17 protein-coding genes are annotated in these 21776 nt (G+C 45.2%); 8 read left to right on the top strand and 9 right to left on the bottom strand.

Going from position 1 to position 21776, the window contains the following annotated elements:
- The first annotated feature begins 11 nt into the window (after nucleotides 1-11).
- The 4 genes from BW928_RS00690 to BW928_RS00675 all read left to right on the top strand — a co-directional run bounded on the left by BW928_RS00690 (nucleotide 12) and on the right by BW928_RS00675 (nucleotide 3148).
- Nucleotides 12-1217, top strand: coding sequence for a cytochrome b (locus tag BW928_RS00690; protein ID WP_197719011.1), 1206 nt, complete (start codon nucleotides 12-14; stop codon nucleotides 1215-1217).
- A complete protein-coding gene (locus BW928_RS00685) occupies nucleotides 1217-1942 on the top strand; it encodes a cytochrome c1 (RefSeq protein ID WP_076554325.1) in 726 nt (241 codons plus the stop codon). Before BW928_RS00690 ends, BW928_RS00685 begins: the two co-directional genes overlap by 1 nt.
- A gap of 190 nt (nucleotides 1943-2132) precedes the next feature.
- Entirely contained in the window at nucleotides 2133-2762 is a 630-nt protein-coding gene (locus BW928_RS00680) for a glutathione S-transferase N-terminal domain-containing protein (protein ID WP_076554324.1), read from the top strand.
- Nucleotides 2759-3148: a stringent starvation protein B gene (locus tag BW928_RS00675; RefSeq protein WP_076554323.1), complete on the top strand. Its 390-nt coding sequence runs from the start codon at nucleotides 2759-2761 to the stop codon at nucleotides 3146-3148. Before BW928_RS00680 ends, BW928_RS00675 begins: the two co-directional genes overlap by 4 nt.
- 284 nt (nucleotides 3149-3432) lie before the next feature.
- Here BW928_RS00675 and clpB read toward each other — a convergent pair whose 3' ends face one another.
- From clpB to BW928_RS00645, 6 genes are all read right to left on the bottom strand, one after another.
- Nucleotides 3433-6000 carry an ATP-dependent chaperone ClpB gene (gene clpB / locus BW928_RS00670; protein WP_076554322.1) on the bottom strand — a complete coding sequence of 856 codons (2568 nt, stop codon included), beginning with the start codon at nucleotides 5998-6000 and terminating at the stop codon, nucleotides 3433-3435.
- Between the two features lie 304 nt (nucleotides 6001-6304).
- Nucleotides 6305-7099, bottom strand: coding sequence for an ABC transporter ATP-binding protein (locus tag BW928_RS00665; RefSeq protein ID WP_076554321.1), 795 nt, complete (start codon nucleotides 7097-7099; stop codon nucleotides 6305-6307).
- Between the two features lie 11 nt (nucleotides 7100-7110).
- A complete protein-coding gene (locus tag BW928_RS00660) occupies nucleotides 7111-8007 on the bottom strand; it encodes an ABC transporter permease (RefSeq protein WP_076554484.1) in 897 nt (298 codons plus the stop codon).
- Nucleotides 8008-8168: 161 nt separating this feature from the next.
- Nucleotides 8169-9167 carry an ABC transporter substrate-binding protein gene (locus tag BW928_RS00655; protein ID WP_076554320.1) on the bottom strand — a complete coding sequence of 333 codons (999 nt, stop codon included), beginning with the start codon at nucleotides 9165-9167 and terminating at the stop codon, nucleotides 8169-8171.
- A gap of 121 nt (nucleotides 9168-9288) precedes the next feature.
- Nucleotides 9289-10347 carry an ABC transporter substrate-binding protein gene (locus tag BW928_RS00650; RefSeq protein WP_076554319.1) on the bottom strand — a complete coding sequence of 353 codons (1059 nt, stop codon included), beginning with the start codon at nucleotides 10345-10347 and terminating at the stop codon, nucleotides 9289-9291.
- 143 nt (nucleotides 10348-10490) lie between these two features.
- Complete coding sequence (locus BW928_RS00645) at nucleotides 10491-11546, bottom strand: hypothetical protein (RefSeq protein ID WP_076554318.1); 1056 nt, start codon at nucleotides 11544-11546, stop codon at nucleotides 10491-10493.
- Nucleotides 11547-11761: 215 nt separating this feature from the next.
- Here BW928_RS00645 and BW928_RS00640 point away from each other — a divergent pair, with 215 nt between their 5' ends.
- The 4 genes from BW928_RS00640 to BW928_RS00625 all read left to right on the top strand — a co-directional run bounded on the left by BW928_RS00640 (nucleotide 11762) and on the right by BW928_RS00625 (nucleotide 16533).
- On the top strand, nucleotides 11762-12544 hold the full coding sequence (locus BW928_RS00640) for a methyltransferase domain-containing protein (RefSeq protein ID WP_078309866.1): 783 nt from the start codon (nucleotides 11762-11764) through the stop codon (nucleotides 12542-12544).
- A 205-nt stretch (nucleotides 12545-12749) separates the two neighbouring features.
- On the top strand, nucleotides 12750-14246 hold the full coding sequence (locus BW928_RS00635; protein WP_076554312.1) for an MBOAT family O-acyltransferase: 1497 nt from the start codon (nucleotides 12750-12752) through the stop codon (nucleotides 14244-14246).
- Nucleotides 14233-15330 carry an SGNH/GDSL hydrolase family protein gene (locus tag BW928_RS00630; protein WP_076554310.1) on the top strand — a complete coding sequence of 366 codons (1098 nt, stop codon included), beginning with the start codon at nucleotides 14233-14235 and terminating at the stop codon, nucleotides 15328-15330. The genes BW928_RS00635 and BW928_RS00630 overlap by 14 nt, the downstream gene beginning before the upstream one ends.
- Before the next feature lie 12 nt (nucleotides 15331-15342).
- The gene (locus BW928_RS00625; RefSeq protein ID WP_076554308.1) at nucleotides 15343-16533 is read left to right on the top strand and encodes an SGNH/GDSL hydrolase family protein; all 1191 of its coding nucleotides are present in this window, start codon (nucleotides 15343-15345) and stop codon (nucleotides 16531-16533) included.
- Nucleotides 16534-16603: 70 nt separating this feature from the next.
- Here BW928_RS00625 and BW928_RS00620 read toward each other — a convergent pair whose 3' ends face one another.
- From BW928_RS00620 to pepN, 3 genes are all read right to left on the bottom strand, one after another.
- A complete protein-coding gene (locus BW928_RS00620) occupies nucleotides 16604-17347 on the bottom strand; it encodes a 16S rRNA (uracil(1498)-N(3))-methyltransferase (RefSeq protein ID WP_076554306.1) in 744 nt (247 codons plus the stop codon).
- 36 nt (nucleotides 17348-17383) lie between these two features.
- Entirely contained in the window at nucleotides 17384-18709 is a 1326-nt protein-coding gene (locus BW928_RS00615; RefSeq protein WP_076554304.1) for a 3-deoxy-D-manno-octulosonic acid transferase, read from the bottom strand.
- 268 nt (nucleotides 18710-18977) lie between these two features.
- On the bottom strand, nucleotides 18978-21554 hold the full coding sequence (gene pepN, locus BW928_RS00610; protein ID WP_076554302.1) for an aminopeptidase N: 2577 nt from the start codon (nucleotides 21552-21554) through the stop codon (nucleotides 18978-18980).
- Between the last annotated feature and the right edge of the window lie 222 nt (nucleotides 21555-21776).

The raw sequence follows: 21776 nt of genomic DNA, 5'->3' as shown, positions 1-21776 counted from the left end.
CGAAAAAGTTCATGAGCTGGGTGGATGCACGCTACCCTGCAACCGAAACTTATGAATACCATATGTCCAAATACTACGCACCAAAAAATTTCAATTTTTGGTATTTTTTCGGTGTGCTGTCGATGGTCGTTTTGGTAAACCAGCTGGTAACAGGTATCTGGCTGACCATGATGTTCAACCCAAGTGCCGAAGGGGCATTTGCTTCGCTTGAGTATATCATGCGTGATGTTCAAGGTGGTTGGTTAATTCGCTATATGCACTCAACAGGTGCTTCGGCGTTTTTTATCGTAGTTTACCTACATATGTTCCGTGGTCTGATGTATGGCTCATACAAAAAGCCGCGTGAGTTAGTTTGGCTTATTGGTATGGCCATCTATCTATGCTTGATGGCAGAAGGCTTCTTTGGCTACTTGCTACCTTGGGGCAATATGTCGTTTTGGGGTGCTCAAGTTATCCTAAACCTACCTGCTGCCATTCCGTTTATCGGTGATGGTCTGTCAGAATGGGTGCGTGGTGATTATCTAATCTCTGGCATTACTCTGAACCGTTTCTTTGCTCTGCATGTCATTGCCATTCCGCTGGTGTTGGTTGGTTTGGTATTTATGCATTTGGTTGCCTTGCACCATGTTGGCTCAAACAACCCTGACGGCATTGACATCAAAAAACTCAAAGACAAAAACGGCGTACCACTTGACGGCGTACCATTCCACCCTTACTACACCGTACATGATATGGTTGGTATCGTGGTATTCTTTATCTGCTTCTTTGCTGTGGTATTTTTCGTCCCTGAAGGCGGTGGCTATTTCTTAGAAAAACCAAACTTTGAAGTTGCCAATGCTCTAAAAACACCGCCCCTGATTGCCCCTGTGTGGTACTATATGCCATTTTATGCAATCTTGCGTGCCGTACCGCACAAACTGGGTGGAGTCATTGCAATGGGTGCAGCGATTGCCGTACTATTTGTCCTGCCATGGCTTGATCGTTCGCCTGTTCGCTCAATCCGCTACAAGGGCATTTTGTCAAAAATCGCTTTGGCCATCTTTGTTATTAGCTTTATCATTCTGGGTTACTTGGGCGGTACAGCCTCTACCCCAACAGCAACCATTATTGGTCGTATCTGTACAATACTGTACTTCTTGTATTTCTTATTGATGCCGATTTATACATCAATTGAAAAATGCAAACAACCACCAGAACGCGTTACAGGAGGCCACTAATGAAAGCACTTAATTCTTTGATTAAATTTGGTGCAGGTGCAGTATTGGTCGCCGCTGGTGCTTTTGCTAGCACCAATGCCATGGCTGCCGCTGCCAAAGGCTGTGGCACTTATACCGAAGCTGATGGCACAACCGTTACCCTAGAATGTAGCAAAGCACCGATTGATTTGACCAACAAAGGCTCGCTACAACGAGGTGCAGCAATGTTCATGAACTATTGTGCAGGCTGCCATTCAGCACAATATGTTCGTCATTCACGCATCGCCAAAGATTTGGACATTCCACCTGAATTGGTCGAAAAATACTTGATGGTTACCAGCAAGTCAATTGGCGATCACATCACCGCTGGCATTGACCCTGAAGTACAAGGGCAGTGGTTCGGTGCAGCTCCGCCAGATTTGTCGCTTGAGACTCGTCTGCGTGGTGATGATTGGGTATATACCTACTTGCTGTCTTTTTATGAAGACCCAAGCCGTCCTTGGGGAGCAAACAACCTTGTCCTTGCAAACGCTGCCATGCCTCATGTGCTGATGAATTTGCAACAAGAGTTGGGCAAACAAGAGTACGAATCACGCGTTGGCGACTTGGTAAACTTCATGGCATGGATGGCTGAGCCTGTGCGTCATCAACGCAAAATCTATGGTGCATATGTCATCTTATTTCTACTAATCTTGTTGATTCCAGTTTATCTGCTCAACAAAGAATTCTGGAAAGATGTCAAATAAATTGCCAAGCCGTACCATTAATGACCGATGCCAACCATCGGTCATTTTTATTGACCTTAGTGCAGCACCAATGCAGCTTGACATTTTGCCATCAATCACACAATTTTAAGATTTGGATTTTTTTAAGAAAATACAGACTTTAAATAAAAATTTTGCTAAACTAGTAACTTAAACCATATCATGAATCATCATGGCAAATTCAGCACATTGTTTCTCAACACAATTTACACTCTATGCCGACCATGGGCTAAACAGCCATGTGGTTCGCTTATTGCTTGAAGAAAAACAGCTGGATTATCGGTTGATTGTTATCGAAGACGAACGACCCGAAGAGCTGATTGAACTCAATCCCTATCATACTTTGCCGATTTTGGTCAATCGCGATGTCGCTTTGTATGAAATTAATGTTATTTTTGAATATTTGGAAGAACGCCATCAAGCACCTCGCTTGTTGCCTGCCATGCCCAGTGAGCGTGCCAAAATGCGGCAATTGGCTTGGCGAATCCAAAAAGATTGGCTCAGTCAGGGGTATACGCTACTTACCCACCCTGATAGCTTTGATGAAATACAGGCACACCATGCCAAAAAATCCCTGTGCGATTCTTTGGTAACTCTCGCCCCCTTGTTTGGTTATCGGCCTTATTTTATGTCAGATGATTTTGGCTGGTGCGATGTATTGCTCTTGCCGCTGCTTTGGCGATTGCCACAAATGAACATCAGCCTGCCCACGCATTTGGTTAAGCCACTACTTGACTATCAGACCGAGCAATTTTCTCGCAAAAGTTTTTTATCCAGTATCAATTTTGAGGACATATCATGACTCCAAAACGCCCTTACATCATACGAGCCATGCACGAATGGATTGAGGATAACGATTATACCGCTTATCTCTTGGTTGATGCTAGCCATGCCGAGCTTGTGGCACCGCTTGAGTATGCAATTGATGAACGCTTGGTGCTGGCAATCTCTTATGCAGCCACCCAAAATCTACACATTGACAATGATGCCATCAGCTTTGAGGCTCGCTTTGGTGGCGTTTCGCACAAATTGTGGATTCCCATGCAGGCGGTTATGGCTATTTATCCCAAGGAAAATTCTGAACAAATCACATTTTTTGACCCCAGTGAATATGACGGATATCAGCCCTCACCCAAAGATAACGACAAGCCCACTGATAATAAACCAACACTGCGTATCTTAGATTAGCATCATGAGCAGTTTATGCCAAATAAAATGTGCTTTTCACAAGCATAACTTTTGCAATCTCACCCTAGCTCATTTTGCTGGGATTGGCATATCAACCGTTGTTGGTTATTATTAGCAAATAACGGAAAAAAGCTGCCCATCAATGAGCAGCTTAACAGCTTCCTACGAAGCCTTGCAATTAGGAAAAACCGTTCATGGTAAAATCTCTACCATAATGGTTTCTCCGTTTTGCACGCTTGAGCGGGCAAAACCCATCACACGGGAAGTCATGTCCAGCTATCAAATCAGCTAAAACGCAACTTCTCAAAAGCGAATTTGCCCTCACGCCATTCAACAGAAATCACCTCGCCTGCCACGAATGCACCTGACAACAAAAGCTGTGCCAGTGGATTTTCGATTTCTTGGGTGATGGCACGCTTGAGCGGTCTGGCACCAAATACAGGATCATAGCCCACCGCCACCAAGTGTTGCATCGCCTCATCGCTTAGCACCAGCCCAAGCTCACGCTCTTTTAGGCGACTGCGTAATCTTTCCAGCTGAATCTCTGCAATGCCAGCCATCTGCTCCTGACCCAAGCCATGAAATACAACAATCTCATCAATGCGATTGATAAATTCTGGGCGAAAATGTGCCGTTACCGACTCCATGACCGCTGATTTTAGCGTCTGATAAGGAGCATCAGGTGCTGCAGAGATTGCTTGGCTACCCAAATTGCTAGTCATGATGATGACGGTGTTTTTGAAATTCACCACACGACCCTGACTGTCAGTCAGACGGCCATCATCAAGCACCTGCAACAAGATATTAAACACATCTGGGTGTGCCTTTTCCACCTCGTCAAACAATACCACACTGTATGGCTTGCGGCGTACCGCTTCGGTCAAGATACCACCCTCTTCATAGCCCACATAGCCCGGAGGCGCACCCACAAGACGAGAAACGCTATGCTTTTCCATAAACTCACTCATGTCAATACGCACCATCGCCTCTTCGGAGTCAAATAAGAAATTGGCAAGTGCTTTGGTAAGTTCGGTCTTGCCAACGCCAGTCGGCCCCAAAAATAAGAACGATCCGCTTGGTTTATTCGGGTCTGACAGACCAGAGCGACTGCGGCGAACGGCATTCGCCACGGCAACGACCGCCTCATTTTGCCCAATCACTCGCTCATGCAGCACCGCTTCCATTGCCAACAATTTATCACGCTCACCTTGCAGCATTTTGGCAACAGGAATGCCTGTCGCTGCCGATACCACTTCAGCAATTTCGTTATCGCTGACTTTGTTGCGTAACAATTTTGGCGTCTGACCTTCATCACTTTGCTCTTCTAACTGTTTTTGCAGCTCAATAATTTCACCGTACTGCAACTGGGACGCTCGAGCATAATCACCCTCTCTTAGTGCCTTATCCAGCGTGATGCGTGCTGCATCAAGTTTGGCTTGCAAAGTCTTGCTTTTTTCCACGCCTGCTTTTTCGGCTCGCCAGACTTGCTCAAGCTCATCGTACTGCTTTTGGGCATCGTCAATCTGTGCCTGCAATGAATTTACTTGCGATTTTGCCCCTGCGTCTTGTTCGTGCTTTACCGCTTCTAACTGCATTTTTAGAGCAATGATACGGCGATCTAATTTATCCAGACTTTCAGGCTTGCTGTCTAGCTCCATCTTGATGCGGCTGGCAGCCTCATCAATCAAATCAATTGCCTTATCTGGCAATTGGCGATCGGTAATATAACGATGACTCATCCTGGCAGCAGCGATGATTGCCGAATCCAGAATTTTCACCCCATGATGCAGCTCATAACGCTCTTTTAAACCACGCAAAATCGCAATGGTGTCCTCAACACTCGGCTCATCAACCAATACCTTTTGAAATCTACGCTCCAGTGCTGGATCTTTTTCAATATATTGGCGATATTCGTCAAGCGTTGTCGCACCCACACAGCGTAATTCACCTCGTGCCAAGGCAGGCTTTAACATATTGCCCGCGTCCATCGCACCGCTGGTTTTGCCCGCACCAACCATGGTGTGCAGCTCATCAATGAACAAAATCACATTGCCGTCTTGCTTAGATAGCTCATTTAGCACAGCTTTTAGCCGCTCCTCAAACTCGCCATGATATTTTGCCCCTGCGATGAGCGACCCCATGTCCAAAGACAGTACCGTCTTGTTTCGTAGGCTCTCTGGCACTTCACCATTGACGATGCGTTGTGCCAAGCCCTCAACAATGGCGGTCTTACCAACACCTGCCTCGCCAATCAATACAGGATTGTTTTTGGTACGGCGTGAAAGCACCTGCACCGTACGGCGAATCTCGTCATCACGACCAATAACAGGGTCAAGTTTGCCAGCTGCCGCTCGCTCGGTCAAGTTAATGGTGTATTTTTCGAGTGCTTGTCTGTTTTGTTCGCTGTTTTGATTATTCACTGTTTCATCTCCTCTGATTTTCATAATTGTTTGTTTTAACTGCTGCTCATTCACCTCTGCTGCCACCAGTGCTTTGTGCGTTGTTTTGTCATAGAACAACGCAAGCAGCAACCATTCAACCGCCACATAATCATCGCCTGCTTCGGCTGCGTATTTTTCGGCTGCCTCCAACACTCTTACGGTCTCGGGCGAAATGCCCACTTGTGCTGCACCAGTAATGATGGCTTGGTGCGATAACAATGTTTTGGCTTGATTGCTTAGCACTGGCATATTCGCCTGTGCCGCCTGCAATATCGCCACTGCCGTCTGATGCTCACTCGCCACCGTTAATAAATGCACAGGGGCAATCGCTGTATGCTGCTGATCGCCAGCCAAGCTCTGAGCTTTTTGCAACAGCTCTTGCAATGTGCGTGTGTATTTGTCAAAATTCATTATCGTCCTCAAAATTTTTGTCAGATAATTTATTAAGTTTAATTAAAAATTAATACTTAAAATTATCTTATTGCATTGTTAGCGATTATATGGTAGGCATTGGATAATTTTTCAATAAAAAAACAAATTTGTCTCAATATTTATTTGTAAGATATTGTTTTTATTATAAAAATTTAAATTTATTTTCTTTCCTTGTAATTTATAAAAAATACCCCATAGCAACAAAAATTTTTGACAAAACAAATTTTCTTAATAATAAAAAAGCACTTAAGCTTTTGCCTAAGTGCTTGATGGGCTATGGATATCAGCCCAGTATCAAACTATCATCACTAATCTTTTCGCCACGAGTTTGAGTAAATAAGTCTAACAAATCCTGCACCGTCATGCCCTTACGAGCCTCGCCTGAGACATCAAGCAGCACCTTGCCTTGATGCAGCATCACAGTGCGTGTGCCGTGTGCCAATGCCTGCTGCATTGAATGCGTTACCATCATTGCGGTCAGCTGCCCCTGACTGATGATTCGGTCGGTCAAATCCAGCACAAAAGCTGCCGTCTTTGGGTCGAGTGCCGCTGTATGCTCATCAAGCAACAAAATCTTTGATGGTTGCAAACTTGCCATCAATAAGCTCACCGCCTGCCTTTGGCCTCCTGACAGCAGCCCCATGCGGTCGGTGAGGCGATTTTCTAGACCGAGTTTTAAGATGGCTAATTTTTCACGGAACAGCTCGCGATTTTTGGCATTTAATGCTCCTGACACGCCACGCACACCGCCACGCTTAAATGCCAATGCCATATTTTCTTCGATGGTGAGAGCCTCGCAAGTGCCAGCCATCGGGTCTTGGAATACTCGTGCCACTTGCCCTGCACGGCGATGGGTGGGCAAATGACTCACCTCTTGCCCGTCGATTTTTATGCTGCCACTATCAACACGCACCGCACCACTGATGGCGTTTAAAAAAGTGGATTTGCCCGCACCATTGGTGCCAATGACGGTAACAAATTCCCCTTTGGCGATTGATAAAGACAGTCCTTGCAAGGCAGGGTTTTCAATTGGTGTACCTGCATTAAATGTCAGGCGTAAATCAGTTGCTTGCATCATAAGTGGCACTCCTATTGTTTTGTCTTGCGTTTGCCAACCAGCTTGTGCTTATAACCTGACAACACAAGCAGAATAATCACCAAAATAGCAGTGATGAGATTCAAATCTTGCGAGCGAAAGCCCACATCACGCAACAGCTCGCTAGACATCGCCAATTGCACAAACAACTTATAAATCACCGAACCTAATAATACCGACAAAGTAATCCAAAAAATGCGTTTGGCTGACAATACCGCCTCGCCAATAATCACCGCCGCCAGACCGATGATGATGGTTCCGATACCCATAGACACATCAGCAAAGCCCTGCGTCTGCACAAATAACGCACCTGACAACGCAATCAGTCCATTGGAGATTGCCATGCCCAGAATAATAATCCCTGAAGTGTTGATGCCTTGAGCCTGTGCCATGCGTAAGTTTGAGCCTGTAGCACGCATCGCAAGCCCTGTCTCGGTTGAAAAAAACCAGTCCAAAAGCAGTTTGACAACAATCACAATGGCAACGACCACGGCAATTTTGGCAGGCGTACCAAATTGCGACACTGCATCAAATACGGTCGGCTCGCCAAGCAGTGATAAATTGGGAGCGTTCATGATTCTAAGATTAATTGAATACAAGGCAGTCATCATCAAAATACCTGCCAAAAGATGCAAGATACCCAATTTGACATGCAGCCAAGCAGTTATCATGCCTGCCACCATGCCTGCCACCATGCCAAACAGACAGGCAAGCCACGGATTAAATCCAGCAATAATCGCCACGCCTGCAACCGCACCCCCCAAAGGAAAACTGCCGTCCGCTGTCAAATCTGGAAAATCCAAAATCCGAAAAGAAATCAGCACACCAAGTGCCATCAAGGCATAAATCAGACCGCTTTCTAGCGCCCCAAATAACGCAATCAAACTCATGGGCATTACTCGCCATCAAAAAATGCTTATTATACCAAAATCACTGGCACAATAGAATTATCATTTGTACAAAACCCAAGCAGTTGATACCGCTTGGGCTTGAAGTTTGTAGCACAAAAGAAAATATGCCACAAAATTAACCAAAAATCCACACGACAAAATCAATCAATGACTTTGGTTGCTCTGTCCAGCACTTCTTGTGGCAACTGTACGCCTTGTTCGGCGGCGTGTTTTTTGCTAATGTACAAATCCAAATTCTCTGAAATATAGACAGGAATATCGGCAGGTTTTTCACCCTTTAGCACACGAGCGATGATTTTGCCCGCCTGTTTGCCCAAATCAGTATAGTTCACACCCATGGCTGCCACCGCCCCTCGCTCAACAGTGCTGGTATCCGCCGAAATCAAGGGGATTTTTGCCTGTTTTGCCACTTGATACAGTGCCTCATAAGCATTGATGACATTATTGTCAGTTGAGGTATAGATAACATCAACCTTGCCAACCAAGCTGTTTGCCGCCTGTGTAATGTCGCTGGATTTTTGGGCTGGTGCCTCGATAACTGCAATGCCAAGCGGAGCAAGTTTTTCTTTGAGATTTTTTAAGACAACGGTTGAATTAACCTCGCCTGGGCTATAAACATAGCCAACATTTTTTACCGTTGGAATCAGCTGACGAATCAGCTCAATTTGTGGCTCATAAGGCAAAACATCAGAAGCACCTGTAATGTTATTGCCAGATGATTGTAAATTATTCACCAGCTTTGCCTCCACAGGGTCGGTAACCGCCGAAAATACCACAGGAATCGTTGAAGTGGCAGCGGCGATCGCTTGGGCTGATGGTGTGGCGATGGCATAAATCGCATCAGGATTGTCAGCGACAAACTGCTTGGCAATTTGTCCTGCAGTTGCCATGTTGCCCTGTGCTGACTGGAAATTCACCGTTAAGTTTTCGCCTTCTTTAAAGCCTTCGGCAGCCAGCTGCTCCAACGCACCTTGACGAGCCGCGTCCAAAGCAGGATGCTCAACAATGGCGGTAATGGCAACACGCTTGGCATCATCAGCTGCCTTGTCGGCGGTTTCGTTGGTGGTCTTATCGCCACAGGCACTTAGCAGCAGTGCTGCAAGGCTGGCACATAAAGTGGTTTTTAATAACTTTTTCATAATACTCTCTTAATATACAATTAATCACCTAGGCAGACTTGCTTTGTTTGTGGTGAGTGATATTTACAATCACACCAAAACACCAAGCCTGCTTTGGGCTGGCTAACCCACTGATTGGCGGTTAGTTTTGTGCTTGGCGAGCAGGCATGGTATCTACATTAATACTGTCTTGCAGTTTGGTTAAATCAACAGTAACCCCTTGTGCTGCAGCGTGTTTTGGGCTGATAAACAAGGTCAGCTCGTTCATTACCGCTGGGCTGATTTCATTGGCTTTTTTGCCATCTAATACTTGGGCGACCAACTTAGCGGTTGCCAAACCAAAGTCATAATCATTCACGCCCAAAGCAGCCGTTGCTCCACGACGCACCGAAAATTCATCAGAGGTGATGACAGGAATTTTTAGCTCATTTGCCACCTGCACCATTGATTCCATCGCTGATGCTACGCCATTATCCAGTGATGTGTATAGCAAATCAACCTTGCCAGCCAAAGAACGGGTCGCATCACCAACATCGCTTGAGCGATTTGCTGGCACATCCACCAAAGTCATGCCGTATTTTGGCAAAAGCTCAAGCAGCTGATTTTTTATTGCCACCGAATTTGCCTCGCCTGGGCTATATACAAAGCCAATGCGTTTGGCTTCTGGCTTGACTTTGCTGAACAATTCAATCTGTGGCTCCAGAGGTAATTGGCTTGACAGACCTGTAATGTTGGCTTGCTTGGCTTGATTATTTTCATCAATCAATTTGGCAGCCACAGGGTCTGATACCGCCGTATAAACCAAAGGAATGCTGCTGGTTGCTGCCGCAAGACTTTGGGCAGTTGGTGTGGTGATGGCAACGATTGCATCAGGATTGTCAGCGACAAACTGCTTGGCAATCTGTCCTGCGGTTGCCATACTGCCCTGTGCAGACTGAAAATTAATTGTCAGATTTTCGCCAGTTTTATAGCCCAAACTCGCCAAACCATCAATCACACCCAAGCGAATATCGTTTAGCGAAGGATGCTCAACAATTGCCGAAATTGCCACCTTTTTGTTGGCTTTTTCTTGGGTTTTGACCGCCTGATTGCTGGATTTTTCAGCAGTATCGGTACTCTTAGCAGAATCATTACAGCCCATCAACGCCACTGCAATCATCGCTGGCATCACTTGAGCAAACTTATTACGGGGCAAATTCATCACAGTCTCCAAATCATCAATGATTAAATATCACCTGATTGTAACACAAAATCAACAAAAAGGGGTATTTTTGATAATACTGTAACAAAACAAATAAAGCCCCTTTACAAGGCTTTATTTGACATCACCACACTTTGACAAACTTAGTAGGTTTCATTGGTCTCAACAATGGTAATACCATCGCTTGTTTGTTCGGTTTGCTTTGGCTCGGCTGGTGATTTGGCAGACGATGTATCGGCAGAGCGAGCTTCGGCAGGCTTTGGCTTGGCTTGTGCTTTTTCGGCAGCCTCTGCTGTTTTGGCAGAGTTTATCTGAGCCTGAGCTTGAGTGCTGCGTTTGCTGATAATTGCTGGCTGCTGGTTGCTCGCTTGAGCCTTGGCGGACTCGGTAGGCTCGGCTACTTTGGCAGGTGCTTTTTGTTCTGGCTGTCTGGTTCTGGGCAACTCATGTGATGGCGTGCGATTGCCTGTTGGCGTGCGTACCGCTTGATTGTCATGAGCTGCATCTGCAGCAGAGTTTTGGCGTTCGATTCGAGTGGTGATTTGAGCATCACTGTTTATCTGTGCTGGTTGCGATGGCATACGCTCAACCACCTGAGGCTTGCTTACGCCATAAGTCGCATTGCTCATATCAACCTGCGTATTGCCCACCGCTGCCAACAAAATATCAGCAATCAAATTAATGGCATTGTGATTGTTGTTATACATAACCACATCGCCACCAACCAGCTGATAAGTAACTTGCTTGGCGACAATTGTGCCATTATTTAACTCAACCTGATCTTGAGTGGCTCGTTGCAACAAAGTCGCCCCTGACTGAGCAAAAGCATACTCCGCTGCGACCAAATCTTGATTATCAATGGCAATTGCAACATCAACCATGCAACTGTCAGCAAAATTTGTCGGATTTTGACTGTCAATACGCACTGTATTTAGTCGCTGATTTAATGCGGTTTGGGTTGCCAAATTTTGCTCTGGCGATAACCCTACCAAACGATTCATTGCCGCTGACAAGATGGCATTTTTGATAGACAAATCCAATCGACTCTTTAAGGCACTGTCCTCGCATACCGAATCCAGCTTTTGCACCACAGGTTCAGCAACTGCGACATCTTGTGTTTTTGGCTGCTCATCACAACCTGCCAATGCCCATGCCAATGCTGCTGACACGCCAATAACTTTGATGGTAGATTTTTTCATCGTGATACTCATCGCTATTTAGTTTTTCTGTTCAAGCAACCTGCCCTTATGTCAGCCATAAAATAAGCCCATACTCATCTGGCTGTGCTATAATAAGGCATTAATCTACTTGATAAACCAGCTCATTATAGCACAGCTTAGCCAACAAATAATCAAAATAAACCCAACAAAATGCACAGATACATTTATCCGTTCAACTTTTACAAAAGATTAACATGACCAAGCACATCAGCGATAGAAATTTTGACGACATCAGTGAGCATTTTGCCAAAAAAGTCTATGGCGGCATCAAAGGCCGCATTCGCCTTGCCGTACTTTGGCAGGATATTGACGAAGCCATCACCAACCACCCAAAAGATAGCCTGCGTGTACTGGATGTCGGAGCAGGATTGGCACAATTGAGCCTCATGCTCGCCAAAAATCATCAAGTTACCATCAACGACATCTCTGCCAATATGCTCCAGATGGCAAAAGATAACGCCAAAGCACTCGGCGTTGAGCAAAAACTGCGTATCATTAACTGCCCCTATCAGCAGCTAAGCGAGCAACTTGCAGGTGAAAAATTTGACCTAATCTTGTGCCATGCCTTGCTTGAGTGGCTTGGCGAACCCGAAAAAATCATGGCATTTTTTGATCAATTTTTGGCAAAAGATGGCATACTTTCGCTGTGCTTTTATAACCCTGCCAGTAAAATTTATCGCAATCTGGTGATGGGGAATTTTTATCAGCTGGATACGCCACGCCCAGCCGACAACAAAAGCCTCACACCCAATCACCCTGTGGCTGCCGACACTGTCGAAAACTGGCTAAATCAACATGGCTATCAAATCATACTGTGTTCAGGGATTCGTGTTTTTTCTGATTATGCACCGCTAAAACGAGGTGGACTGAATAACCCTGATGCTGTGGTGCAAATGGAGCTAAAATACGCACGCATGATGCCATTTCGGCAAATGGGTCGGTATTTGCATTTACTGGCAAATAAACTTAGTGATTAGCCAGTCTTATCAATCCGATCATCAAGCAGGTTTTGCCTGCTTTTTTATTGTTAATAAATAAAAATTATATTGATAAAATATTAAAAAGTTGCTCAAAATGCGTGCAATTTTTAAACCATACATATTAACAATAAAACAACAATATGATAAAATAGTTCAAAATTTATCCATATTTATACGCTCTGATGCGGAGTGAAATCAACCCATGTTTTCATTTCTATCCATAGAATTTTCGTTATTATTTATTGGTTTTTTGGCGATTTATTGGTTGTTTCGCCATAGACCCAAATACCAAAATCTGCTACTTAGCTGCCTAAGTTACTTGATTGTCTATCTGATGGCAGGCTGGCAAGCCGTCTTAATATTATTTATCTACACCGTTTTGGTATTTTTTATCACCAACATGATGGATCGCAGTCAGTTTAAAAAGCGATGGCTCGCCCTTGGTGTAATTTTCACCCTACTCAACCTTAGCGTATTTAAATATTATGATTTTTTCAAACAAACAATTCAGCTAAGCCTAGATGCCCTGCAGCTTGATTCGTCAGGCTTGATGGCAAATATCATCTTTCCGCTGGGCATTTCTTATTATTCATTTCAGGGCATAAGCTACATGGTCGGTCGCTATCAGCAGGACGAACAAACGCCACGCTTTGGCTTTATGGAGCTGCTACAGCATTTGTCATTTTTTGCCACCATCAGTGCAGGCCCCATCGCTCGTGCCAAATCAGCAGCAGGATTGACCGACATACAGGGCAAACCCTGTGGCATGAGCGAACAAATCCGCACCATCGCACCACGGCGGATTTTGTTGCCGACTGTGGCTCTGGCACTGATTTTGTTGGCATTAATCAAAAAATGGTGGCTGGCAGGTTGGTTGGCTGACAATTGGGTCAATCCAATCTTTGCCAACCCCATGCAATACCATAGCCTAGAAGTACTGGTGGCGATTTATGCCTACACTTTGCAGTTATTTTTGGACTTTTCGGGCTATAGCGAGATGATGGTGGCGTTTGGTTTATTGCTCGGTTTTCGTTTGCCCATAAACTTCAAAGCGCCACTCATCGCCCATAATATTCGTGTTTTTTGGGACAGATGGCACATCAGTCTATCCACATGGATTCGTGATTATATTTATATTCCCTTGGGTGGTAGCCGTGGCGGCTTTGCCAAAACACAAATCAATCTGATGATTGCCATGGGATTATCTGGCATTTGGCACGGCTCAAGCATTAATTTTTTGCTGTGGGGATTGTTGCACGGCTTGGCGATTGTACTGCTAAACTGCACCGACAAGCTGCACCAAATCCTCTACAAAAGCACCCCAAAAACCGCACGCAATGCCCTTTATCGGCAAGGCTGGCTGGGCAAAATGCTGGGTATTTTTTTCACCATCAATTTTGTGGCATTTTGCTTTGTGTTTTTTCGAGCAAGCAGCTGGAATGACGCTACGCAGATTTTTCAGGCATTGGCATTTAATTGTCAAAACATCGCATGGAGTGCCAATCCTTTGTATATGCTGGCGATTTTTGTGGTTGCGTGGCTTATTTATCCGTGGTACACACGCCACACGCCTGCCATTGTGCGTTTTTTCTCCTACCTGCCAAAGGTTGTCATCATCGGCCTATTGCTCATTGGGTTATTAACAGTCATTATCTTTGCACCATCAGGGATTCCGGGGTTTATTTATGCCAATTTCTAAGCAACCATCAACGGACAACAATCTGCCAACATACCCCACAGCCAAGCATATCAATCTAGATGACTATCCTGTGGATTATATGCACTCAAAAAGCTACAGCTATCTTTTGGCGGTGCTGTGCTTTTTTGCGGCATTGTGCCTATGGGTCATGCAAAACTCGGTCAATGCCTATTATCTGCAAACCTACCACAAAGACAGCCCCTTGTTGTACCTAAACAAATTTAACGCATGGAAAAAAGGCGGCGAAATCGGCAATCAATTATACGCTTGGCATGGTCAACTCACCGATAATATCGTGAATAAAAATCAACAAGTGGTTGATTATTTTAATAAAAATTTTGCCTATACTCCGCAATATCTTGCCAAGCAGCAGCTGATACAGTCCAATCAAGCCCCCAAAGCACAAGACCAAGCATCTAACATACAAGCATCCACTACAGATGCGTATATTCTGCGGACTGGTGATGAAATCTTTTTTGCTGGAGACTCTATGATGCAAGGCGTTGCACCGCATGTGCAGCAATATCTTCAAAAAAATTACAATATAAAATCAGTAAATCTATCCAAACAAAGCACAGGACTTGCTTATCCAAGCCTATTTAACTGGCCAAAAACCATCGAAGAAACTTTGGCAAATAATGCCAATATCAAGATTTTGGCGGTATTTTTGGGGCCAAATGATCCATGGGATATGCCCGACCTAACCAATGGCGGTCAGTTGAAATTTCAGACCCCACAATGGGAAGCGGGCTATCAAGCTCGCATGGCAAGCATTCTTAATACTGCCAAAAACTACGGCGTAAAAGTCATCTGGATCACACCACCAAATATGAAAAAAGCAAAACTAAATGAACAGATGATTTATTTAACTGCCGTCATGAAAACCGAGCTGCAACGCCACGATGTCAAGGTTTTGGACGCACGCGAACTGTTAGGTACCAGCAACGATATTTACAATGATTATCTTGTAAAAGATGGAAAATCAATTAAAATGCGTAGCTCCGATGGCATTCATTTTAGCGTACAAGGGCAAAAACTGATTGCAAAAGCCCTACAAGATGAGCTGACCATTATCACAGATTAACCGAGTAAATTTATGAAAAAACTGTTTGCACTTTGTGCCTTATCGCTGACAAATATGGCTGCTTGGGGTGGTTTTTTGACCAACTATAATGAGCCAAATACCAACAAATTATTGAACGCACTGGCAAGCAATAATATCCACATCGTCCAGCTTGGCGACTCGCATACTGCAGGCGATAGCATGACGGACGCTCTACGCAACAATCTTCAGGAACGCTATGGCAATGGTGGCATGGGCTGGGCAATGCCCATGTACTTTAGTGGTCAAAGATTGGCTCGCTATGGCTATGACAACAACCAATGGACAGCCATTTCTAGTCGCCGCAATCAAAACGAAAATTACACACTTGGCGGTCTGATTGCCAAGCCCAATCACACAGGCAGCAGCCTAACCATTAAGTCCAAGGGCTATGAACCAACCCAAACCATGACAGTCAGCATTCGCCAAGCAGCCAATGATGGTGAGCTTATTGGTATTGACAGCGATGGCAACCACTTTAGTATCGCCGCTCCCATCAAAAATAGCACTTGGCAACAGGTCAGTTTTGATGCCAAATTACCCTTTACCATCACTGCACAAGGCAGCGTCTCTGGCACTGCCATCGGTGGCTGGTGGGGCAAATCAAAAACCCAAACAGGAGCCATCGTATCAGCACTGGGCATTAACGGAGCTGAACTGTCCCACTGGAATCGTTGGAATGACACCGCTTGGCAAAATGAATTGGGAGAAATTGCCCCTGATTTGATTATTTTAGCCTATGGCACCAACGAAGGCTACAACAGCGTATCAGCAGAGCGTGTGCAAGCGGTGCTAAGCGAACGCATTCGCCAAATTCGCCGCGCCGCACCCAATGCAGCCATCATGATTGTCTCTGCACCCGAAGCACTGCGAAGCACTGGTGGTGGCTGTGGCACACGCCCAAGTGGATTGTCTGCCATTCAGCAGATTCAGCGACAAACCGCCCAAGATGAACAAACTTTGTTTTGGGATTGGCAAGCAGCAATGGGAGGTAGCTGCTCAATGATGAACTGGATTCGCAGTGGCAAAGCTGCCAAAGACGGCGTGCATTTTACCCACAAGGGTTACAGCGAGCTGGGCAATCAGCTGGCAGAGGACATCAAGGCACTGTCATACACCACGCCAAACAACAAAACCATTCAGCCAGTTCCCTACATCAACTATCGCCAACTGGATAATAAATAATCTCAAAAAACGGCAGTTGCACATAGCAATTGCCGTTTTTTACATAAATCATAACCGCTTATAAAGTAGATTAACAAGCTGACAAAAACCGCCCCAGCAAAGCATTTACCGCCGCCTCGGTGCGTAAAATACGCCTGCCCAAACTTGCAGCCACCACCCCAACACTGGCAAGCAGCTCAATCTCATAAGGGATAAATCCCCCTTCAGCCCCAACCAATATAACGCTCGGCACACAAGAACTGACAAACTGCCCAAAACCAACCTGTGCATACGGATGTGCCACCACCGCCTGCCCATCACCAATCAAGGCAGGCAATTGATCCTCCACAAAAGGCTTGAATCGCCTAGCCAGTGTCAAAGTTGGCAATACCGTATCCACACCTTGCTGCAGCCCCTCGATAAGATACTCATCAAGCCGTGCCAAATGTGGCGATGACCAGTAGGATTTGTCAGTGCGAAAGCTATTAACCAGCACAATATGCCGAACGCCAATCGCCGCCATATCCATCATCAACCGCCTTAATACCTTGGGGCGTGGCAGTGCCAAAACAACAGTCATCTCAAGTTTTGGTGGAGGTGGTGTGTCAAGATAAATATCTTTTAAAATCAATTGCTTATTATCAATTCGCTCAATTGTTGCCACACCCAGATTGCCACCAATTTCACCAACTTTTAGCTCATCACCAGCCTTAGCCCCCAGCACCGAGATGACATGATGAATGATTTTTTCATCATAAATACAAGCCTGTGGCTGGTAAGTGTTTTCTGCATTTTTATTAATAAAATTTTCAGAGTTTAATAAAATAACATTCATAAATTAACAACGCAGCTTATTCGTTGGGCGAAAATATCAATCATCATTGCCTTGCTCTTTTATGGCTTGTAGCACCAAGGACAGTTGCTCGAAGACCGCTTGTTGCTTGCTTGCAACCAACTCCGCTCCGCTCTCTCCCGTCCAGCGATACAGATACGCTTGCATGATTGCCTCAAACAGCCTTATCGCCACTTTATCATCTGTTGCATCAAGCTGTGCCAACGCACCAACGCGTTTTAATGCCCTCACCAATTCATAGCAATTGGTATCATAACTGCCAATAATCACAGGCTTGCCAAGGCTGGCTGGCTCTATCGGATTATGCCCACCCATCGGCACAAACGAGCCGCCAACAACGGCAATATCTGCAAGTTGATACCAAGCCAAAAGCTCGCCCATACTATCTGCCAAATAGACCTGCGTATGCTCATTGATGCTTGCCTGCTGCGATCGGCGTATCGTTTCAACCCCTGATTGCTGGCACAGCTGATACACCGCCTCAAATCGCTCTGGGTGGCGTGGCACCAAAATCAACAAAGCATTGGGCAATTGTTTGATGAGTGCTTGATGGGCGGCAATCGCCAACGCCTCCTCACCCTCATGCGTACTTGCCATTACCCAAATATGCGTCTTGCCAGCACGCCCAAACTCCTGTGCTTTTTGTTCGGCAAGCAGCTGCTGGGCATAGGTCAGCTGACTGACACTTGCCCATTTTAAAGAATCAGCCACCGCCACTTTCTTGGCTCCCAGTGCCAAAAATCGCTCGGCAGAATCCTTATCTTGTGCGATTACACTGTCCAGATTTGCCATCATGGTCTTGCTTACTTGGGCAAATTTGGCATAGCCTTGATATGATTTTTCGGTCAAGCGAGCATTTATCATCACAGTTGCGATACCACGGCGGCGGCAAGCATACAGTGTATTTGCCCACAGCTCGGTCTCAACAAACAGTGCGACAACAGGATTTGTATGTGCCAAAAATCGCTCCAGTATCACAGGTCTATCCACAGGAACAAAACTGTGCGACACACTACCTGCTGCTATCTGCTCAGCAAACAACCGCTTAGCACGCTCAAATCCTGTCTGCGTTGTGCTGCTAATCCACAGCCCAAAACCATGCTCCAGCAACTTCACCAAAAGCGGATATGCCGTATTTAGCTCGCCCAAAGAGACCGCATGGCACCAAATCACCCCCTTATCAGCCACAGGGGCAGGCAAATACCGCACCGCAAATCGCTCATCAAGCTCCCTTTGGCGTGTCAATCGTGATTTGGATTTATATGCAACCCACAGGCGATACAGGGGAGATAACATCGCAATGGCAGCACGATAATACACAGGTGGCTTGGTGGCGATTGACATGGACGCTCCAAAGTTTGACAAAAAAGCAATTGTAGCATTTTTCTTTAAACTTGCCCAATAATTAATTAAAAATATATAGATAGATAATATATTTTAAAAATCAGAAAAATCAGAAAAATCAGAAAAATCAGAAAAATCAGAAAAATCAGAAAAATCAGAAAAATCAGAAAAATCAGAAAAATCAGAAAAATTGGAAAAATTAAAATTTATGCAACAAATAATAATCAACAAGCGAGTTTGCCACTTGTTGATTATCAATAAAAACACATCAAACGGTCAGCATATTATCCAAAAATTCCAGTACATTTTTTGACTGTACTTTTTGTTTTAATTGCTCAAGATTGGACTGTGCCATTGCCTTGGTATCATCACCAAGCGTATACCAGCGAGCCAGTGCCGACAACAATCGTGCCGCCAAAAGTGGATTTGAACCATCAAGCCGCTCAACCGCCGATAGGTATAACGCCATGCCCTGCTGTGTCCATAACTGCACAGGTTTGGCAGCCAATGCTCCCAAAGTGGTACGCACACGGTTTGGCGTATTCCAGTCATAATCTTGACGCTGCATCAAGGCAGCAATATCATCAATGCTGGTACGGCTTGACAACGCCTGTGCATTAAACCAAGCATCAATCACCAAGTCCTCATTGGCAAATTTTTCATAAAAATTAGCAATGTATAGCGATTTTTTGCCCAAATCATGATTGATGATGGCGGTAAACGCCCCCAGTCGCTCACTCATGCAAGTTGCATTATCATATTGGTAATAGACATCTTGTTCAGCGGCAGCATCGCCTGCCAGCAGACGCAAATCAAGCAACACATTGCGTAACAGACGGCGACCTCGTGCCAATGGTGTGTCTTCGTAGGCCTGTATTGGCAAGGCTTGATACCATGTTGTCGTCTTATCCGCCAACGCACACGCAATCAATTTAATAAATTCATCACGGCGAGCCTTGACCGCCACAGGATCATAATCGCTGTCATATGCCATCGCCAACTCTTTTTGACTTGGCACATCAAACAATCTGGCTGCCAACATCGGATCACAATCAAGCAGTTCATCTGTTACCGTTTTTAACAGCCCTGCAATGCTATCAACATTATCAAAGCTGCCAAACAACCAACGATTTACCAGAGTTTGCATGGCTTGCCAACGGTTAAATCCTTCGGTTTCAAACGACACCAAACGCACCAAATCCTCATCACTATAATCAAACTCCAGTCGTACAGGTGCGGAAAAATTACGCAAAACAGACACGACAGGGTGGCCACCTTCGGACAGCTGTATCCCATCAAAGACAAACTCAGCACTATCGGTGGTCAGTAGCAACATTTTTTCGGCAAGCAACTGCCCTGTATTGCTGTCAAAAATTGCCGTATCCACAGGAATTGGCAAGGCAACTGGTGCGTCATAATTTGGTACATGGCGAGTTTTTTGGGCAAGACGAACCACCACCTTATCTTGCTCATATTGCACACCACCTGACAGCACTGGCGTACCTGGCTGGCGATACCACGGCATAAATGCCAAAACTCGCTCGTCCGCCACCGACAACGCCGACAAAAAATCCTCCACAGTTACCGCTTGTCCATCATAACGGGCAAAATACTCATCGGTGCCTTGTCTGAATTTTTCTTTGCCCAGCAAATTGGCAAGCATACGCACAATCTCTGCACCTTTTTCATAGACCGTCGCGGTATAAAAATTATTAATCTCCACAAAGCTCTCTGGGCGCACAGGGTGAGCCAATGTGCCAGCATCTTCGGCAAACTGTGCCGAACGCAATATCGCCACATCTTCAATGCGTTGCACCGCCTTTGAGCGAAAATCCCCCGAAAAACTCTGATCACGAAAAACCGTAAAGCCTTCTTTTAGGCACAGCTGAAACCAATCGCGGCAAGTGATACGATTGCCCGTCCAGTTGTGGAAATATTCATGAGCAATCACCGCTTTGACATTAAAGCTTCGTTCATCGGTTGCTGTCTCAGGGCTTGATAACACGCAGCTGGTATTGAAAATATTCAAGCCCTTATTTTCCATCGCCCCCATATTAAACTGGCTGGTCGCCACAATCATATAGCGATCCAAATCATAGGCACGCCCATAATTATCCTCATCCCACTTCATCGAATCTTTGAGTGCTTGCATGGCAACATGACACTTGTCAATATCCTGAGAAACCGCATAAAGTTCCAGCAAGACCTTGCGACCCTCGCTGGTTGTATAATGGTCTTGTAGCACCTGCAAATTGGCAATCACCGCTGCAAATAAATAACTTGGTTTTTTGGTTGGATCATGCCAGATGGTATAATGGCGGTCATCGCCAACCTCGCCTGCCTCCACCAGATTGCCGTTCGCCAACAAGGTTTTGAATGTTTTTGGTGCTTCTAGACGCGTGGTATACTCGCTTAGCACATCGGGGCGATCTGGAAAAAAGGTAATCTTTCGAAACCCTTCAGGCTCACATTGTGTAACAAACATCATCTCATCATCTAAGCCTGACTGATACAAACCCTCAAGCGTGGTGTTGGTCTGTGGCTTGATGATAACTTTGGTCTCAACAATCGCTCTATCGGGAGCATCAATCAGAGTCAAACTCTCCGAATCCAAGCGAAACTGTGCAGAACTAAGCACCTCACCATTGACCGAAACCTGCTGCAATTGCAAATCTCGCCCAAGCAGTACCAGCTCACCTGCTGCCTGCCTTGTCATCTCAAGGCGACTACTAACAATCGCCTGTTGCTCATATAGACAAATGTCCAAATCCACTTTCTTAACCGCATAGGCAGGTGGCGTATAATCCTTTAGGTAGATTTTTTGGGGTGTGGTTGCTTGACTCATAGTGTTATCCAATTTATAAATATATAATTTAATAAAATTTATCAATAAACAGTGATTTTGACACGATTATGTGCCAAATGACCTATGGTAACAGACTTTTGAAATTTCGGCAACAAATGGACGAATCACTAAAAATATAAAATCACCACAATCAAAGTCTCACAAATGCAAAAATATCTTGTAAATTTGTTATAAATTTGTCATTATATAGCCATCTGAAAC

This window comes from Moraxella cuniculi DSM 21768 (assembly GCF_900156515.1).
GTDB classification, from domain to species: Bacteria; Pseudomonadota; Gammaproteobacteria; order Pseudomonadales; family Moraxellaceae; genus Moraxella; species Moraxella cuniculi.
This window is presented reverse-complemented; position numbering and strand designations above follow the sequence as displayed.

What these genes read in the sequence shown, in the direction of transcription:
- BW928_RS00615 (WP_076554304.1), bottom strand. Translation starts at nt 18,709, where the DNA reads ATGTCAATCGCCACCAAGCCACCTGTGTATTATCGTGCTGCCATTGCG.
- BW928_RS00625 (WP_076554308.1), top strand. Translation starts at nt 15,343, where the DNA reads ATGAAAAAACTGTTTGCACTTTGTGCCTTATCGCTGACAAATATGGCT.
- pepN (WP_076554302.1), bottom strand. Translation starts at nt 21,554, where the DNA reads ATGAGTCAAGCAACCACACCCCAAAAAATCTACCTAAAGGATTATACG.
- BW928_RS00650 (WP_076554319.1), bottom strand. Translation starts at nt 10,347, where the DNA reads ATGAATTTGCCCCGTAATAAGTTTGCTCAAGTGATGCCAGCGATGATT.
- BW928_RS00635 (WP_076554312.1), top strand. Translation starts at nt 12,750, where the DNA reads ATGTTTTCATTTCTATCCATAGAATTTTCGTTATTATTTATTGGTTTT.
- BW928_RS00630 (WP_076554310.1), top strand. Translation starts at nt 14,233, where the DNA reads ATGCCAATTTCTAAGCAACCATCAACGGACAACAATCTGCCAACATAC.
- BW928_RS00660 (WP_076554484.1), bottom strand. Translation starts at nt 8,007, where the DNA reads ATGAGTTTGATTGCGTTATTTGGGGCGCTAGAAAGCGGTCTGATTTAT.
- BW928_RS00685 (WP_076554325.1), top strand. Translation starts at nt 1,217, where the DNA reads ATGAAAGCACTTAATTCTTTGATTAAATTTGGTGCAGGTGCAGTATTG.
- BW928_RS00665 (WP_076554321.1), bottom strand. Translation starts at nt 7,099, where the DNA reads ATGATGCAAGCAACTGATTTACGCCTGACATTTAATGCAGGTACACCA.
- BW928_RS00675 (WP_076554323.1), top strand. Translation starts at nt 2,759, where the DNA reads ATGACTCCAAAACGCCCTTACATCATACGAGCCATGCACGAATGGATT.
- BW928_RS00680 (WP_076554324.1), top strand. Translation starts at nt 2,133, where the DNA reads ATGGCAAATTCAGCACATTGTTTCTCAACACAATTTACACTCTATGCC.
- BW928_RS00690 (WP_197719011.1), top strand. Translation starts at nt 12, where the DNA reads ATGAGCTGGGTGGATGCACGCTACCCTGCAACCGAAACTTATGAATAC.
- clpB (WP_076554322.1), bottom strand. Translation starts at nt 6,000, where the DNA reads ATGAATTTTGACAAATACACACGCACATTGCAAGAGCTGTTGCAAAAA.
- BW928_RS00655 (WP_076554320.1), bottom strand. Translation starts at nt 9,167, where the DNA reads ATGAAAAAGTTATTAAAAACCACTTTATGTGCCAGCCTTGCAGCACTG.
- BW928_RS00640 (WP_078309866.1), top strand. Translation starts at nt 11,762, where the DNA reads ATGACCAAGCACATCAGCGATAGAAATTTTGACGACATCAGTGAGCAT.
- BW928_RS00620 (WP_076554306.1), bottom strand. Translation starts at nt 17,347, where the DNA reads ATGAATGTTATTTTATTAAACTCTGAAAATTTTATTAATAAAAATGCA.
- BW928_RS00645 (WP_076554318.1), bottom strand. Translation starts at nt 11,546, where the DNA reads ATGAAAAAATCTACCATCAAAGTTATTGGCGTGTCAGCAGCATTGGCA.